This is a genomic window from Pseudomonas abietaniphila, assembly GCF_039697315.1.
In the GTDB taxonomy this organism is placed as follows: domain Bacteria; phylum Pseudomonadota; class Gammaproteobacteria; order Pseudomonadales; family Pseudomonadaceae; genus Aquipseudomonas; species Aquipseudomonas abietaniphila_B.
Genome location: NZ_CP155619.1, coordinates 5179036 through 5195582, shown reverse-complemented (window position 1 = coordinate 5195582; position 16547 = coordinate 5179036). Strand labels below are relative to the sequence as shown.

The 16547-nt window shown below is 58.6% G+C and carries 14 protein-coding genes and 1 pseudogene; 10 read left to right on the top strand and 5 right to left on the bottom strand.

The window, feature by feature from the left end:
• The first annotated feature begins 32 nt into the window (after positions 1-32).
• The 3 genes from ABDX87_RS22900 to ABDX87_RS22890 all read left to right on the top strand — a co-directional run bounded on the left by ABDX87_RS22900 (position 33) and on the right by ABDX87_RS22890 (position 4077).
• Positions 33-1340 carry a urate hydroxylase PuuD gene (locus tag ABDX87_RS22900; RefSeq protein ID WP_346829915.1) on the top strand — a complete coding sequence of 436 codons (1308 nt, stop codon included), beginning with the start codon at positions 33-35 and terminating at the stop codon, positions 1338-1340.
• A gap of 232 nt (positions 1341-1572) precedes the next feature.
• Entirely contained in the window at positions 1573-2928 is a 1356-nt protein-coding gene (locus ABDX87_RS22895) for a nucleobase:cation symporter-2 family protein (protein ID WP_346829914.1), read from the top strand.
• Positions 2929-3288: 360 nt separating this feature from the next.
• Positions 3289-4077: an outer membrane protein OmpK gene (locus ABDX87_RS22890; protein ID WP_346829913.1), complete on the top strand. Its 789-nt coding sequence runs from the start codon at positions 3289-3291 to the stop codon at positions 4075-4077.
• A gap of 45 nt (positions 4078-4122) precedes the next feature.
• Here ABDX87_RS22890 and ABDX87_RS22885 read toward each other — a convergent pair whose 3' ends face one another.
• Both ABDX87_RS22885 and ABDX87_RS22880 read right to left on the bottom strand, forming a co-directional pair.
• The gene (locus ABDX87_RS22885) at positions 4123-6843 is read right to left on the bottom strand and encodes an RHS repeat-associated core domain-containing protein (protein ID WP_346829912.1); all 2721 of its coding nucleotides are present in this window, start codon (positions 6841-6843) and stop codon (positions 4123-4125) included.
• A gap of 85 nt (positions 6844-6928) precedes the next feature.
• Positions 6929-7225 (bottom strand): hypothetical protein, encoded by a 297-nt coding sequence (locus tag ABDX87_RS22880; RefSeq protein ID WP_346829911.1) that lies wholly within the window; start codon positions 7223-7225, stop codon positions 6929-6931.
• Positions 7226-7491: 266 nt separating this feature from the next.
• Between ABDX87_RS22880 and ABDX87_RS22875 the strand changes: the two genes are divergently transcribed.
• On the top strand, positions 7492-8250 hold the full coding sequence (locus ABDX87_RS22875) for a COG4705 family protein (RefSeq protein WP_346829910.1): 759 nt from the start codon (positions 7492-7494) through the stop codon (positions 8248-8250).
• Positions 8251-8298: 48 nt separating this feature from the next.
• Here the strand turns inward: ABDX87_RS22875 and ABDX87_RS22870 are convergent, their stop codons facing one another.
• Together ABDX87_RS22870 and ABDX87_RS22865 are read right to left on the bottom strand one after the other, a co-directional pair.
• Positions 8299-8523 carry a hypothetical protein gene (locus tag ABDX87_RS22870; RefSeq protein WP_346829909.1) on the bottom strand — a complete coding sequence of 75 codons (225 nt, stop codon included), beginning with the start codon at positions 8521-8523 and terminating at the stop codon, positions 8299-8301.
• 30 nt (positions 8524-8553) lie between these two features.
• A complete protein-coding gene (locus ABDX87_RS22865) occupies positions 8554-9483 on the bottom strand; it encodes a DUF808 domain-containing protein (protein ID WP_346829908.1) in 930 nt (309 codons plus the stop codon).
• Positions 9484-9643: 160 nt separating this feature from the next.
• Between ABDX87_RS22865 and ABDX87_RS22860 the strand changes: the two genes are divergently transcribed.
• Entirely contained in the window at positions 9644-10252 is a 609-nt protein-coding gene (locus ABDX87_RS22860) for a TetR/AcrR family transcriptional regulator (protein ID WP_346829907.1), read from the top strand.
• A 2-nt stretch (positions 10253-10254) separates the two neighbouring features.
• Here the strand turns inward: ABDX87_RS22860 and ABDX87_RS22855 are convergent, their stop codons facing one another.
• Complete coding sequence (locus tag ABDX87_RS22855; RefSeq protein WP_431061270.1) at positions 10255-10665, bottom strand: response regulator; 411 nt, start codon at positions 10663-10665, stop codon at positions 10255-10257.
• Positions 10666-11227: 562 nt separating this feature from the next.
• Between ABDX87_RS22855 and ABDX87_RS29320 the strand changes: the two are divergent.
• From ABDX87_RS29320 to ABDX87_RS22835, 5 genes and pseudogenes are all read left to right on the top strand, one after another.
• Positions 11228-11971, top strand: a pseudogene (locus ABDX87_RS29320) (cache domain-containing protein); the annotation flags it as partial.
• Between the two features lie 171 nt (positions 11972-12142).
• Positions 12143-12877 (top strand): methyl-accepting chemotaxis protein, encoded by a 735-nt coding sequence (locus tag ABDX87_RS29315; RefSeq protein ID WP_431061269.1) that lies wholly within the window; start codon positions 12143-12145, stop codon positions 12875-12877.
• Between the two features lie 342 nt (positions 12878-13219).
• Entirely contained in the window at positions 13220-14104 is an 885-nt protein-coding gene (locus ABDX87_RS22845; protein WP_346829905.1) for an urea transporter, read from the top strand.
• Between the two features lie 45 nt (positions 14105-14149).
• Entirely contained in the window at positions 14150-15007 is an 858-nt protein-coding gene (locus ABDX87_RS22840; protein WP_346829904.1) for an ion transporter, read from the top strand.
• 110 nt (positions 15008-15117) lie between these two features.
• Positions 15118-16116 (top strand): sulfate ABC transporter substrate-binding protein, encoded by a 999-nt coding sequence (locus ABDX87_RS22835; protein ID WP_346829903.1) that lies wholly within the window; start codon positions 15118-15120, stop codon positions 16114-16116.
• Positions 16117-16547 lie beyond the last annotated feature (431 nt).

Genomic DNA, 16547 nt, shown 5'->3' with positions numbered 1-16547 from the left:
CGCTAAGTGGCAGAAGACTAACGGTAAAGACTGTGGCTGCACATCTGATGGAATGGCTGAATCTGGGCGTGCGCTGGATTCACATGATCGTCGGGATCGCCTGGATCGGCGCGTCCTTCTACTTCGTCTGGCTGGAGAACAACCTCAACCGCGCCAACCCGCGCGACGGGCTATCGGGTGATCTGTGGGCGATCCACGGTGGCGGCATCTACCACCTGGAAAAATACAAGCTGGCCCCACCGACCATGCCGGACAACCTGCACTGGTTCAAATGGGAAGCCTACTGGACCTGGATGTCGGGCATCGTGCTGCTGTGCATCGTGTTCTACTCCAACCCTACCCTTTACCTGCTGGCACCCGGCAGCACGCTGAGCGGCGGCGAAGGCATCGCCATCGGTGTCGGTGCGTTGATCGCCAGCTGGTTCATCTACGACCTGCTCTGCGACTCGCCACTGGGCAAGCGCCCCGGCCTGCTGGGTCTGGTGCTGTTCGTGCTGGTCATCGGCGCCTGCTACGGCTTCAGCCAGGTGTTCAGCGGTCGGGGTGCGTACCTGCACACCGGCGCGATCATCGGCACCATCATGGTCGGCAACGTGTTCCGCATCATCATGCCGGCACAGCGCGCACTGGTCGCGGCGATTGCCGAGAACCGCACGCCGGACCCGACGCTGCCTGCCAAAGGCCTGCTGCGTTCGCGTCATAACAACTACTTCACCTTGCCGGTGCTGTTCATCATGATCAGCAACCACTTCCCGAGCACCTACGGCAGTCAGTACAACTGGCTGATCCTGGCGGCGATCGCGGTGTGTGCGGTGCTGGTGCGTCACTACTTCAACACCCGTCACAACAGCCACAAGTTTGCCTGGGCCTTGCCGGTCGGCGCACTGGGCATGATCTGCCTGGCCTACGTGACCGGTCCTGCGCAAATGCCCCGTGGTCCGGAAGTCGCCAAAATCGAATACCAGCCGCTGCCTGCCACGGCGATTGGCGGTCACCGTGCCGATGAGCCGAAACCCGAAGTGGCCCCTGCCCCTGCCGCTCCGGCCGCAGCGCCTGCACAGGCCAGCAACGACGGCGGTGTGGATTTCGGCAAGGTGCACAGCGTGATTCAGGAGCGCTGCGCGGTCTGCCATTCGGCCAAACCGACCAGCCCGCTGTTCAGCAGCGCACCGGCCGGGATCATGTTCGATACCCCGCAACAGATCCAGCAACTGGCACCGCGCATCCAGGCCCAGGCCGTGACCGCGCAGATCATGCCGCTGGGCAACATCACCCAGATGACTCAACAGGAACGTGACCTGCTGGGGCAGTGGATTGATAAGGGGGCGCAGACGAATTAAGGCAGCCTGGCCACGCGCCCAATGTAGGAGCGTGGCTTGTCCCGCGATCGGCTGCGAAGCAGTCGTGAATTCGGTGAACGCGGAGTATCTGGAAAAACCGCATCGCTGACTTACGAGACTTCGTCGCCGATCGCGGGACAAGCCTCGCTCCTACAGAGAATGTGCTCTACCAAAGCTCCACCGCCCAGCCGCAACGGGCGTACTCAAAAAATAAGAACAATTGAGGTGTTGCATGTCCGAGTCAACTCACGCGCGCATCCCTGCTGCGCCACCACGACAGCCCCTGCCACTGATGCAACTGATTCTGGTGGGCCTGCAACACGTCCTGTTGATGTACGGGGGTGCCGTTGCGGTGCCGCTGATCATCGGTCAGGCCGCTGGCCTCTCCCGTGAAGAAATCGCTTTTTTGATCAACGCTGACTTGCTCGTCGCCGGCATCGCCACCGTGGTGCAGTCGCTGGGCATCGGCCCCTTGGGCATTCGCATGCCGATCATGATGGGCGCCAGCTTTGCCGCCGTCGGCAGCATGGTCGCCATGGCGGGGATGCCGGGTGTGGGCTTGCCGGGCATCTTCGGCGCAACCATCGCGGCCGGGTTCTTCGGCATGCTGATCGCGCCGTTCATGTCCAAAATCGTCCGTTTCTTTCCTCCGCTGGTCACCGGCACCGTCATCACCTCGATCGGCCTGTCGTTGTTTCCCGTGGCGGTGAACTGGGCGGGCGGCGGCAACAAGGCGGTCACTTTCGGCGACCCGCTGTACCTCGCGGTCGCGGCGCTGGTGCTGCTGACCATCCTGCTGATCAACCGCTTCATGCGCGGTTTCTGGGTCAACATTTCGGTGTTGATCGGCATGGGCCTGGGCTACATCCTTTCTGGCTTCATCGGCATGGTCGACCTCAGCGGTCTGGCCCAGGCCGACTGGGTCAAAGTGGTCACACCGCTGCACTTTGGCATGCCGCAGTTCAGCCTCGCACCCATCCTCTCGATGTGCCTGGTGGTGGTGATCATTTTCGTCGAGTCCACCGGAATGTTTCTGGCGCTGGGCAAAATCACCGATCGTGAAGTCACCCCCGGCATGCTGCGTCGCGGCTTGCTGTGCGATGCGGCGGCTTCGTTCCTCGCCGGCTTCCTCAACACCTTCACCCACTCCTCCTTCGCCCAGAACATCGGCCTGGTGCAGATGACCGGCGTGCGTTGCCGTTCGGTGACCATCGTCGCCGGCGGGTTTCTGATCCTCCTCAGCCTGCTGCCCAAAGCCGCGTATCTGGTGGCGTCGATTCCGCCTGCGGTCCTGGGCGGCGCGGCCATCGCGATGTTCGGCATGGTGGCGGCGACCGGCATCAAGATCCTTCAGGAAGCCGACATCTCCGATCGACGCAATCAGTTGCTGGTCGCGGTGAGCATCGGCATGGGCCTGATCCCGGTCGTACGGCCGGAATTCTTCAGCCACCTTCCGCACTGGATGGGCCCGATCACCCACAGCGGCATCGCAATGGCGACCTTGAGCGCGGTGCTGTTGAACCTGCTGTTCAACGTGTTGGGCGGTGCCGAACGCGCGGCCATGGCGGGACCGGCACACTCTCACTAGTCCCACTGCCCTGTTTTCGACTCGGGTGCTCTGTCGCAGAGCACTTGAGGACGGCTGCACGAGTCAGTATCCTCCGCCGCCGCTCGAAATCAGCCCCGGAACGACCGCTGACTTTATCCTGACTGGTCAGACAGATTACCGATCAGTCTAAGCACACTCGAAAAGGCACGAAGAAACCCACGAATCGACTGTTTTTAAAACAGCCGACGAGACTTTTTTGCCTTTTTTCAAGGTGTTGGCTCAGCTCTTGCTATCAACACAAAGCTGACCAACTAGACAACTTAATCAGCAAAAAACAAGGCGCCGAAACAGAGCGTCAACCATGGGCAACAACGACTTTCAACCTTAGGGAGTAACCGCATGAACCGTACGCTTTCCAGCCTGATGGCCGCAGGTAGCCTGCTTGCCGCCACTCCGGCCATGTCCGGCGATCTGTTGCAGTGGCAGAGCAACAGCCTGACGTACCTTTACGGCAAAGACTTCGCCGTGAACCCGGAAATTCAGCAAACCTTTACCTTTGAACATGCTGATGGCTGGAAATACGGCGATAACTTCCTGTTCGTCGACAACATCTTTTACAACGGCAAAAAAGACGCGGGCGTGGGCAATAACACCCTGTACGGCGAATTCTCCCCTCGCCTGTCGATGGGCAAAATCTTCGATCAGAAATTCGAACTGGGTCCGATCAAGGACGTGCTGCTGGCCGGCACGTATGAGTTCGGTGAAGGTGATGTCGAGTCCTACCTGATCGGCCCGGGCTTTGACCTGAACATCCCCGGCTTCGACTATTTCCAGCTGAACTTCTACAAGCGCTACAACGACGGACATCGTGCCGGCTATGGCGCCTGGCAGATCACCCCGGTCTGGTCGTACACCATTCCGGTGGGCAAATCCGACATCCTGATCGACGGTTTCATGGACTGGGTCGTGGACAACAAACAGTCCAACACCAAAGGCGATTACCACTCCAACCTGCACTTCAACCCGCAGATCAAATACGACCTGGGCAAGGCGATGAACCTGCCGGAGAAACAGTTGTACGTGGGTATCGAGTATGACTACTGGACCAACAAGTACGGCATCAACGACACCCGTTACTTCGATACCGACCAGAACACCGCGAGTTTGCTGGTGAAAGTGTTTTTCTAAGCGATTCGCCACATCGCCTGCAAACAAGACATTGCAGGCGTTCCGCTACGGGTATTCTCCAGCAGCGAATATCCGTTCTCTGGGCCTGCTCACTAATATGGGAGGATCGACAAGCGCCAGGGTTTCTGCAGGCTTCATCCGTGGCCCGTTGTGAACAGCAAGCATTTCCCAAGGTTTGCTTGTCGTGTCCACCTGTAGGTATTGACTCATCCCTACCCGCTGCGTGAATCCCTTTATACCTACGCTAATGTCCAGACTTCGCTCCCGCCTGAGGTCATCTCGCAAATGGAGCGCAGGCACGTCGTGGACAGTGATAACGAGCGTTCCCCCGTTTCGCTGCAGGAACGACCGAACCGCCTCTGCTTTCTCTCGATTATCTTGCAGATTGGGTTTCAATTGCTTCTCCCCGACACGCTTTCCATGCTTATCGTTCAACAACACGCCCCCCCGCAATAAACTCGACTGAGAAAACGCTGAATCATAGGCATCAATATATTTTCGTGGCCATACCTCCAAGGTTCTGCTCGTGGGGTTGTGTTGATACATATCGGCCTCGAACTTCCACCTTTCCCCTGACGCATAATCATTCATGCCGATCTTTTCGTACCACTGTAACGCGGGCGCTTCTTCAAACTTGTTTAATAGCCTGTCGTAGACCTTCGGCTTATAAGAAAGTGAAATGCTGACCTTAACGTTGTGCCCGATGCTGGGCTCACGTGCGTCAGTCTCTCTTCGCTCCGTCGTCTCCAAAGTGAGATCACGAAGCCGCCACCGCCCCTTCCCTTTTTTTTCTTCAACGGGGTTCACCGCCACCAATCCTTCCGCATCTTTCAGTGAAACAGCGTTGTTTTTGACAAAGCAGAATGCATTCAGACCATCCACATTCCCCGCCGGATCCGGATTGATCCATCGCTGCAACCACGGTGCGTAATACCGCAGCCCGTAATAATAAAGTCCGGTTGCATCCCGCTCTTTCCCTGAATACCGCACGACCTTGTACTTGGCCTCTACGGCACTGCGCCCCACCCACCATGCGGTGCCGCCGTACGGGTAATAGCCTTCATGGCTGATGACGTTCGCGGCTTCATCGAGCTCCAGCGTGCTCGAACCAAGATGATCGCTGAGGCTGTAGCGCAATGGGTCGTTCGTTACGTCATTCGGCTTGCCCGAGTCCCAATGCAACACGCGCACGGTGCAACGTCCTGCCTCGATCGTCAGCACGTGCCTAACTTCTGCGGTGGCGTCGTTGCGATGGATTTCCAGGCCTGGCAAATAACGAACGTCGCCTGTCAGGGTCCGACTGCGAGTCTGTGTATAACGCACCTTGCGCACACGCTGGCCGTCACCGTCGTAACGATAAAGCTCACCATCGTCAGGGCCGTCGTCGCGAGCGACCGAGGTGATATCGCTGAGCTGGTTCCGCGCGTCCCAGCGCATGATTTGACCCGGTTGCAGCTCAATGAGATTGCCGTTGCCATCAAATCCGGCTGCGATCTGCTCATCACCGGGAAGCGAACCGTCGGCACGCTGAGGCACGCTGCGATTGCTGGTCGTCGACGTCGCCATGCGCCAGGTGTCGGTCCCGCTATGATGACGGGCGATCAGGTTGCCGCCCGGGTCGTAGTCAAAGCGCTGGGTGTAATTGACCAGACAACCGGAATCCAGGGGCAGCGTCTGAAACGAAGGAAGGTGTGGTCCGTGACTGAACGCAGCCACCTCTCGCCCCGTGGCTTCGATCAGTTGATACAGGCTGTCGTAGCGATAGCGATTGACCGGGTCGGTGCGCTGTTGACTGAAATGCTCGGTCGACTGCGCGGCGTCCTCGATGCTCACCACGTTGCCCACCGGGTCGTAGGTGTAATTCAAGTCCTGGAATGTTCGCCCTGCAGACTGCGCCAGAAGCCTGAGCAAACGCCCGTTTCCCTCGTCGTAGAGTGCAGTGCTGGTGACGCCGTTGCCCGCGGTTTCCTGCTCCACAGCCCCCAATGCGTTGTAGTGAATATCACTGACCAGCGTCTGCGTCGATTCAGCATTGGCCCGTTTCACACTGACGTGTTTGAGCTGCCCGTCGCATCCGTAGCCCCTCAGTTGCCGATGCCCTTTAGCGTCGCTGCTTTCAATCACTTCGCCCAATGGGCCGACAACACTCGACGAGACATGACCGTCAACCTCAAGCCATGCATCACGCTCCGACAGCGCATCAGGCCAGTCGGGCGGATCGAGTTCCAACAAAAAACGGCGCTGTTGTAGTAAACACGCACGCGTCAGACCGAACGCCAGAAAAGCGGTACTTCCCGCAGGATCATCCCTTCGCAGCAGTTGCCCGCATTGGTTATGCGCGGCGGATTCGTTCGAAGCATCACCATACGTGAAGCGCTCAACCGTTTTGGCAGCCTGCCCTTCCATTTGCTCAACGACCGCTAAAGGCCTTAACAGCGAGTCGTGGCTGATGGAGGATCGGCTGCCACGGCTGTCCCATGTCTCCAGCACCTGTCCCGATTCGCCCCACAGGCTCAATCGCCAGCCGGCATCAACGCTGTCAGTGAGCAAACCTGCGTCGGAAAGGGCATGAATCGTGGAGGTATGAGGACGATCAAGTCGGGGATCAAAACTGGACACCAGCCGGCCGGCAAGATCGAAAACCTGCCTGACAAGCCGAGGTTCGGCATTCGACTGATCAACGGTGCGACAGAAACGGACCTGGAGTATTGCCCGGCCTCGGGCGTCTGCGACCAGCAGCGTAGGGGTATTGGAGTGTAGGTTCATGATGCCGACATCCGTGTCTGTGCCTTCTATTGAGTAAGGCTAGACACGAACGCCGTATTGAGCGCTATAGGGCGACGCGTGGTCGTCAGACCTGGTGAGCGCGTACCACCTGGGCGCTGGCGATGGGGAAACCGACCCCGACCACCATCAGGCTCCAGAGGATGTATTCCAGTCCAAACAACAGAAAAGCACCGCCCACCATGACGGTCGCCAGGCTGGGCACGCCCAGCGCGAAGATGAGCAAGGCATGCGTCCCCAGTCTTCGCTTGAAGGGCACCTTTGCACTAAACACACAGGTCAGCCACAAGTACAGCCAGGCAACGATGGTCAACAGATAAACACACAGGTGCAACAGGTCTCCGGCCATTCCATTTCCGTGCATGGGATCTCTCCTTAATTCAATCCTGCACAATCAATTAGCGGCTTCGCTTATCGACACGCCGACCGGCATTCTACGCCGCTCTGAAACCGCTAGCTGCGCGATGGGTCGCGTACTGTTTGCTAATGAACCGGTAACAGGTTCTTTCATAGCGTTTTCATGTTCAGACGACCTATTTTTAACACCTGTACCCGGATCATGCCCGCCATCGTCGGCTTCCTGCAGGCGGCTATTTGAATAATCCTGTCGAACTTCCCCGGGTATTAACGATGAATAAACTTCCACAGATCACCCTTGCATTCTGGGTCATGAAAATCTGTGCCACGACATTGGGCGAAACCGCCGGCGACCTACTGTCGATGACCCTGGACGTGGGCTACCTGATAAGTTCGCTGATTCTGATCAGTGTGTTCGTGGTCACGTTGCTGACCCAGCTCGCGTCCAAAAAATATAACCCGGCGCTGTACTGGATCGTGATCCTCTCGACCAGCACTGCGGGTACGACGATGTCCGACTTCATGGACCGCACCCTCGGGCTTGGCTACGCAGCAGGCTCGGCAATTCTGGTGGCCATTCTGCTGGCGATTTTCTCGGTCTGGTACCTGAGTGAAAAATCGCTGTCCGTGACGCGCGTGACCACGCTCAAGGCCGAGCTGTTCTATTGGTTCGCGATTCTGTTTTCCAACACCTTGGGCACCGCGCTGGGTGATTTCCTGGCCGATGATTCGGGCCTCGGATTCATGGGCGGCGCACTGCTGATCGGCTCGGCGATTGCGGTGGTCGTGGTGCTGCACTACACCACCCGAATATCGTCGGTCGCGCTGTTCTGGATCGCCTTCGTGCTGACTCGGCCGTTCGGGGCGACCTTGGGCGACGTACTGACCAAGCCCCACGAAAAAGGGGGGCTGGACTTCGGCACCGTAGGCTCGTCACTGGTGCTGCTGAGCATTCTGGTGCTGCTGGTGGGCGCTGCAATGATTTACAACCGTCAGCCGGCCAAGGCCTACGGGCAGATCACTGATAACTGAGTCAGCCCGGCGTTGCAGGTGTAAGTGCGCTTACGCCTGCAAAGAGCCTCACGGATAGCTCTCCCACGGCAACGGTTTGCCAGCGCGCACCTTGGCGTTGAGCGAGCGCAACAGATCCAGAGGATCACGGTCCTTCATCGCATGACTTTGCTCATCCACCCACGTCATGACCTGTTGCCGATCGAGCGACGGTCGACGATAAAGGATCTCCACCAACTGCCGCTCACAGTGCTGGGCGTAAGCGACCACACTGGAAAACAAAGGGCTGTTCATTCTGCCGACACCTCGCCACCGCGTACCCGTTCAAGCCTTGAAAAGGCGCCAGATTTTTCCCGCTCCCATGACCACCGCCAACACCATACCACCGGCAATTATTCCCGCCACAGCGTTGAGCAGCGTCGGCACGACGAACGACAGACCACCGGCGGCAGACGCCAGGGTTTCAATGCCATGGTGCAGCACAGGCAGGCCATGAGTCAGGATGCCGCCACCCACCAGAAACATCGCCGCCGTACCAATGACCGACAGGCTTTTCATCATGTAAGGCGCCGCGCTCAGCACGCCGCGACCCAATGCCCGCTGCATGCGTCGCAGGCCGCCCTCGCCTTTCAGTTCGCTGAGGTACAGGCCGCCGTCATCCAGTTTGACGATGGCGCCCACCAGACCGTAAACACCGATGGTCATGATGATCGCGATACCGGACAGCACGATGACCTGCTGCGTCAGCGAAGCCTCGGCCACCGTGCCCAGCGTGATCGCGATGATCTCCGCCGAGAGAATGAAATCGGTGCGCACCGCGCCCTTGATCTTGTCTTTCTCGAACGCCACCAGATCGGTCTCTGGGTTCGCCACCGCCTCGGTCAATTTCGCATGTTGCGCCTGATCGTCTTGCGGGCTGTGCAGGAATTTGTGCGCCAGCTTTTCGAAACCTTCGAAACACAGGTACGCGCCGCCGAGCATCAACAGGGGCGTGACCGCCCAGGGAATGAATGCGCTGATGGCCAACGCCGCGGGCACCAGAATGAGCTTGTTGACGAACGAGCCCTTGGCGACGGCCCAGACCACCGGCAACTCGCGCTCGGCACGCACGCCCGACACTTGCTGCGCATTAAGGGCGAGATCGTCACCCAGCACGCCGGCGGTTTTCTTGGCCGCCATCTTGGTCATCAGCGCAACGTCGTCGAGGACGGTCGCGATGTCGTCGATCAATACCAGCAAACTGCTTCCTGCCATGTGCGTTGTCCTGTTCCCGAGGTGTTTCGATGGAGTGCGTTTTGACTGCGGAGCATAACCTGTCGGACCGGCGCTGGCCCGTCCCTGCACCAATCTTGAGCCTGCCGCGAAGCCGGTGCTACCATTCGCCACCGCCGAGCAGGCAAGGACATTCAGCTTTATGAGCAGCATCCGCGAGCGCAACAAAGAACTGATCCTGCGCGCAGCCAGTGAAGAATTCGCCGACAAGGGTTTCGCCGCCAGCAAAACCAGCGACATCGCCGCCAAGGCCGGTGTGCCCAAACCCAACGTTTACTACTACTTCAAATCGAAGGAAAACCTCTACCGCGAGGTGCTCGAAAGTATCATCGAGCCCATCATGCAGGCGTCGACCCCCTTCAATCGCGAGGGCGTGCCCGCTGATGTGTTGAGCGGCTACATTCGTTCCAAGGTCAGGATTTCACAGGAGTTGCCGTTCGCCTCGAAGGTGTTTGCAAGCGAGATCATGCACGGCGCGCCGCACCTGACGCCCGAGCAGGTAGAGCAGCTCAACGGCCAGGCGAGGCACAACATCGATTGTATCCAGGGCTGGATCGACGACGGCTTGATCGCGCCGATCGACCCCAACCATCTCATGTTCAGCATCTGGGCCGCGACCCAGACATATGCGGATTTCGACTGGCAGATTTCCACGGTCACCGGCAAGCCGAAGCTGGACGACGCCGACTATGAAGCCGCCGCCCAGACCATCATTCGTCTTGTGCTGAAAGGATGTGAGCCCGACCGCTGATCCTAGACCGTCTTGCCGCCCTGCAGCGCCTTGTCGACACCGTCGAGCAGCTGGCCAAAGCTCCAGGGCTTGCGGATAAAGGTGACCGGGTGCTGGACGCCGGAGCTTTCCGGCGTCTCGTGACCCGACATGATGAGAATCGGGATCTGCGGCCATTTGTTGCCCGACAGGTTTGCCAGGTCGGCACCGTTCAACGTGCCCGGCATCAGTATGTCGGTCAACAACAGCGACACGCGGTCGGCGTGATCGTCGAGAAATTTCGCGGCCTCGTCTGCGCTCTCCAGGGCATGGGTCGAAAAGCCCTCGTCCCCCAGAATCTCACACACAAAATCGCGAATGATCGACTCATCCTCCACCACCAGAATGAGTCCTTTTTGCTGCCCGTCTGCTGCCATTTGCGCTGCGTCCACCATAATTCTTCCCATTGCCTGCCCGGCCGGCCCTGTCCTGGACTCGGGTTGTTGTCCGTACTGTGAACGGCGCAAGCGCTGGAAATTCCATTAAGTGATGACATTTGGTCGAAACGGTTGTAACAGAGGGCACGCGCAGAGAGGGAACCGGCCTTTTCGCGGCCATAAAAAAACCCGCCGAAGCGGGTTTGTGCAAGACCGTCCAACCTCCTGTCGGCCGCCAATGCCTGGCAACGGTCGATCGTCCTTGATCCTGCAGCGGTCCGTTGCTGCAGTTGATGGATCCAATGTACTGCTGAAATGGGATCCAACCTAGAGCGAAAATCTCCACTTCGTGTAAGCCTTTCGCCATACCTGTAAAAATTCTGACGTCACTTTTTGGTCATCCCTCGCGACGATTCAGACTTATTCGACGACTAGTTGAGAAATGCCCTACAACGCTCTCAGGTTTGTCTCATCGGAGCCGAGACGCTTATGACGGGCACGCTTTTGCCAGCCGCGAGCGTGGAAGATTCGCCGTCACGCAAGCCGGGCTTAGAAACGGCTTCGCGCAATAACAAGAACAATGAACGGAGTGACGGTTATGAATATGCGCAATCTCTCGATCAGCCGGCGTCTGTGGCTGATCCTTATCGTCGCTGTGCTGATGTTGTTCACGCTGGCCGTGGCCATGCTCAAACAAATCCACGACGACCTCTATGACGCCAAGACACAGAAAACCATGCACGTGGTGCAGACCGCCAGTGGCCTGCTCGACTATTACCACGGCCTGGAAACCGCTGGCACGCTGACCCGAGAACAGGCCCAGCAGCAGGCGATGGATGCCATTCGCGGTTTGCGCTACAACCAGACCGACTATTTCTGGATCAACGATCTGCGCCCGGTGATGATCATGCACCCGGCCAATCCCAAGCTGGTAGGCCAGGATCTGTCGGGCGTCAAAGACCCCGATGGTTTTCAAGTCTTCAACGAGATGGTCACGCTGGCCAAGACCAAGGGTGCCGGCATGGTCAATTACCGCTGGCCAAAACCGGGTGCCAGTGATGCCGTTCAAAAAACCTCCTACATCTCGTTGTTCACACCCTGGGGCTGGATCATCGGCTCCGGCGTGTATGTGGATGACGTGCAGGCCGAGTTCCAGCAACAGGTGATCAAGGCGCTGTCGATCAGTATCGGCATCATTCTGGTCATGGCCGTGCTGCTGACGCTCATTGGCCGTAGCATTGCGGGCCCGCTCAAAACCACCGTCGACGCGATGGCCAATATTGCCAGCGGCGAAAGTGACCTGACCCGTAGCCTGGAAACCCAGGGCAACGACGAGATCACGCAACTGGCCACCCACTTCAACGCCTTCACCGCAAAACTGCGCCGTGTCGTCGGCGAGCTGCAACTGTCGGCCGTCGGGCTGGGTCAGGCATCCAGCGAACTGGGTAACAACGCCGTGCAGGCGCAGGAAAGAAGCCAGCAGCAGTCGCTGCAGATGGAACAGGTCGCCACGGCGGTCAACGAAGTCACCTATGGCGTTCAGGACGTGGCGAAAAATGCCGAGCACGCCGCCAGCGAGATGCGCAATGCCGAGTCCCAGGCGCAGCAGGGTCAGGCCAATATCGACAGCAGCCTGAAGCAGATCGATCACCTGTCCGGCACCATCGACAAGGCCGTGGAAGTGATCCGTACGCTGTCCAGCGAAAGCACGCAGATCGGCGGCGTACTGGAGGTCATCAGCTCCATCGCCGAGCAGACCAACTTGCTGGCCTTGAACGCTGCAATCGAAGCGGCGCGGGCGGGTGATCAGGGCCGAGGATTTGCGGTGGTGGCCGACGAAGTCCGCTTGCTGGCGCAACGCACGCAGAAGTCCACCGCCGAGATCCAGGCAATGATCGAACGCCTGCAAAGCCACTCCGACGCTGCCGTGAAGGTGATTGGCGACAGCAGCCGTGCGTCGCAGTTGACTATCGAACAGGCCAATCTGGCCGGCCAGAGCCTGACGTCGATCAGCCAGGCATTGCGCAATCTCAACGGCCTGAATGCCTCGATCGCCAGCGCGACCTTGCAGCAATCCCACGTCGTGGAGGACATCAATCAGAACGTCACGCAAGCGGCACAGCTGTCGCAAAGCACGGCGGTCGCGGCCGAGCAATCGAGCGCGGCCAGTGCGCAACTCAAAGGCTTGAGTGAACAGTTGAACGGGTTGTTGAGGCAGTTCAGGGTTTAACAGGTGAATGCGACAGGGGCATCACTGGAAACACCGTATCAACCGTGGGAGCGGGCCTGCTGGCGAACGTGGGGTGTCAGTCATGAATGATTCGACTGGCACACCCCGTTAGCCAGTAAGGAAGCTTGTAGGGTGTGCATTTCCACTATTTGGGGTGACGCTGATGGCCGGCTGAACACAAAATCTGTGGGAGTTAGCTTGCTGACGAATACGGTGTGTCATTCACCCGTGATGAAACTGGCTCACTCCCATCGCGAGCAAACTGTCATCCGCGCAAGGACTTGCTCAAGGCAACGCGCTCAGCCACTATGTATACAATAAAAACAAATATTGAATACATATATGGAAACCCTGAACGCTGCCCCCTCCTCCCATTGCCCCGACTGGGCCGAAGCCCTACTAAACGGCTTCAGTCAGGTGTTGCTGCAACGCAATCCCGTGTGCGGTCTGTTTTGCCTGCTCGCGATCCTGATCAGCGCGCCCTCCTCCCTCGGCGGCGCATTGCTCGGCGCGGTGGCCGGTCTGCTGACGGCACAACGTCGCGGCTACGCCAAATCCGAACGCCAGTCCGGCATCTACAGCTACAACGGCGTACTGCTGGGGTTGCTGATCGGCTACCGATTCGAATGGTCTCCGCTGTTGCCCTTGCTGATCATCGCCTGTGGCGGGCTGAGCGCGATGCTCATGCACGCCTGGCTGCGGCGTACGCCTCGTGCCTCGTGCCTCAAGGCGTACACCGCACCCTTTGTGCTGTTCAGTTGGTTACTGTTGGTGTTCGCCGCGCCGCTGCCGACCCCGCCGTCCGCCGACGCCCCGCTGATTCAGGCATTGCCCGCAGGTCTGGGCCAAGTGTTTCTGCTGGATCAACCACTCGCTGGCGTACTGATCGGGATCGGTTTGCTCATCGCCAACCGCACCGCTGCGTTGTGGGCGGCGGTGGGCTGCATCAGTGGGGTCGCCTTCGCGGTGTGGCAACAGGAAAGCAACCTCGCGCTGCTGGGACTGTCCGGTTACAACCCGGCGTTGGCTGCGCTGGCGTTCAGCCATGTTCGCTATAAACCCTGGCTGCCCGGCATTGCGATTCTTCTGGCGATTGTGCTGCAACCGGGTTTCTCGGGCCTAGGTCTTGCGACGCTGACCGCGCCGTTCATTCTGGCGTGCTGGCTGGTTCAGGCCGCAAGCAGGCTGTTGAAGCAATCGGCCAACGATCTGCGGTTGCGCTCCTGAGCGGTTTGTCACAGGCTCTTGCGACCTTGCACTCGGAAATGCCCCATGGACAGCAACACCGGCTGGCGCGAACAGCTACGCATCATCGTTTTTCAAACGGACACCAAGGCGGGTCGACGCTTCGACAAACTCCTGCTGCTGATCATCCTCAGCAGTCTGCTGATCGTCGTGCTCGACAGCATCGAAGCCGTGCACCGCAATTACGCCGACCTGCTGGCGTACATCGAATGGGGTTTCACCTTCGTGTTTCTGGTGGAATACATGCTGCGACTGTATTGCTCACCCAAGCCACTCAAGTACGCCTTCAGCTTCTACGGCCTGATCGACCTGCTGGCCATCGTGCCTGGCATCCTCGCGATCTATTACAGCGACGCGCAGTACCTGCTGATCGTGCGTATCGTGCGGATGCTGCGAATCTTCCGCGTGCTCAAACTCAGCCCCTATCTGAAGCAGGCCAACTACCTGCTGGCGGCGCTGCGCGGCAGCAAACAGAAGATCATCGTGTTTCTGGTCACGGTGTCGACGCTGGTCACCGTCTTCGGCACCTTGATGTACGTCGTCGAAGGCCCGGAGCATGGCTTCACCAGCATTCCCAAAGGCATTTATTGGGCGATCGTCACGCTCACCACGGTGGGCTTTGGCGACATCGTGCCCAAAACGCCGGTCGGGCAGATCCTGTCGTCACTGGTGATGATCACCGGTTACTCGATCATCGCTGTGCCCACCGGCATTTTCACCGCTGAATTGGCCAATGCCATGCGCGGCGATCAAATCGAGCACGACTGCCCGGTGTGCGCCAAACACAGCCATGAACCTGCTGCTGCTTTTTGCTCACGTTGCGGAAACGCGCTGTTCCCGAAAGTGGATTCGATCTCAGCCAGCGAGCCTGTGAACAAGGCATAAGCACAGACGTTTTTAATCTAGGTTCGACTGATGGTTTTCGTTATAGTCGCGGCCATTAGCCATCGCTTTTTATATAAGAATAACTTTCTGACACGACAAAGGAATTCGCAGTGAACAAACTCTTCTCCGCTTCCCTGCTGGCCGCCGGACTGGCATTTGGCAGTGCCGCCCACGCCGCGCCCGAATTGCTCAACGTCTCTTATGACGTGATGCGCGACTTCTACAAGGACTACAACGCCGCCTTCCAGAAGCACTGGCAAGCCGAGCACAAGGAAGACGTGACACTGAAAATGTCCTTCGGCGGTTCGAGTAAGCAGGCGCGTTCGGTCATCGACGGGCTGCCTGCTGACGTGATCACCATGAACATGGCCACCGACATCAACGCCCTGGCAGATAACGGCAAACTGGTGCCGGACAACTGGGTCACTCGCCTGCCGAACAACAGCGCGCCGTTCACCTCGGCCACCGTGTTCATCGTCCGTAAAGGCAACCCGAAAGCCCTGAAAGACTGGCCGGACCTGATCAAGGATGGCGTTGAAGTGGTCGTACCGAACCCGAAGACTTCGGGCAACGGCCGCTACACCTACCTCTCGGCCTGGGGTTACACCCTGAAAAACGGCGGTGATGAAGCCGCCGCGAAGAAGTTCGTCGGCCAGCTGTTCAGCCACGTGCCCGTACTGGACACCGGCGGCCGTGGCGCCACCACTACCTTCATGACCAACCACATCGGCGATGTGCTGGTGACCTTCGAGAACGAAGCAGAAATGATCGCCCGCGAGTTCGGCCGCGATCAGTTTGAGGTGGTGTACCCGAGCGTTTCCGCCGAGGCCGAGCCACCGGTGAGCGTGGTCGACAAGGTCGTCGACAAGAAAGGCACACGCGCACTGGCCGAGGACTACCTGAAATACCTGTGGTCGCCGGAAGGCCAGGAAATCGCCGCCAATAACTACCTGCGCCCGCGCGACTCGGCCATCTTGGCGAAGTACACCGACCGTTTCCCGAAAGTCGACTTCCTCAACGTCGAGAAAACCTTCGGTGACTGGCGCACCGTTCAGAAGACCCACTTCAATGACGGTGGCGTCTTCGACGAGATCTACCCGGCCAAGTAAGCCTGGCTTGAACACAAAAACGGCGACCTGAAGAGGTCGCCGTTTTTGTTTGGTATCAGGGGCCTTGATTGTTCCCACGCTCAGCGTGGTAACACCGATCTGGACGCTCTGCGTCCGTCTTTGTTTGACGCAGAGCGTCAATCAATGCGTTACCACGCGGAGCGTGGGAACGATCAAATTGCACGGAAACCAGAAACGACAAATTAACCTGTAGGAGCAGTCGGAGGTTACGACGGCCGCGAATGCGGTAGGTCAGCCCCATCTATCTAACTGATTCAACGCGTTCGCTGCCGTCGTAACCTCCGACGTCTCCCACTGGGAATCTCATCCGTCCACACATCGCGCCAGGCCTTGTACCGCATGGAGATAATTGTTCCCGCGCTCTGCGTCCGTCTTTCTTTGACGCAGAGCGTCAATCAATGCGTTACCAC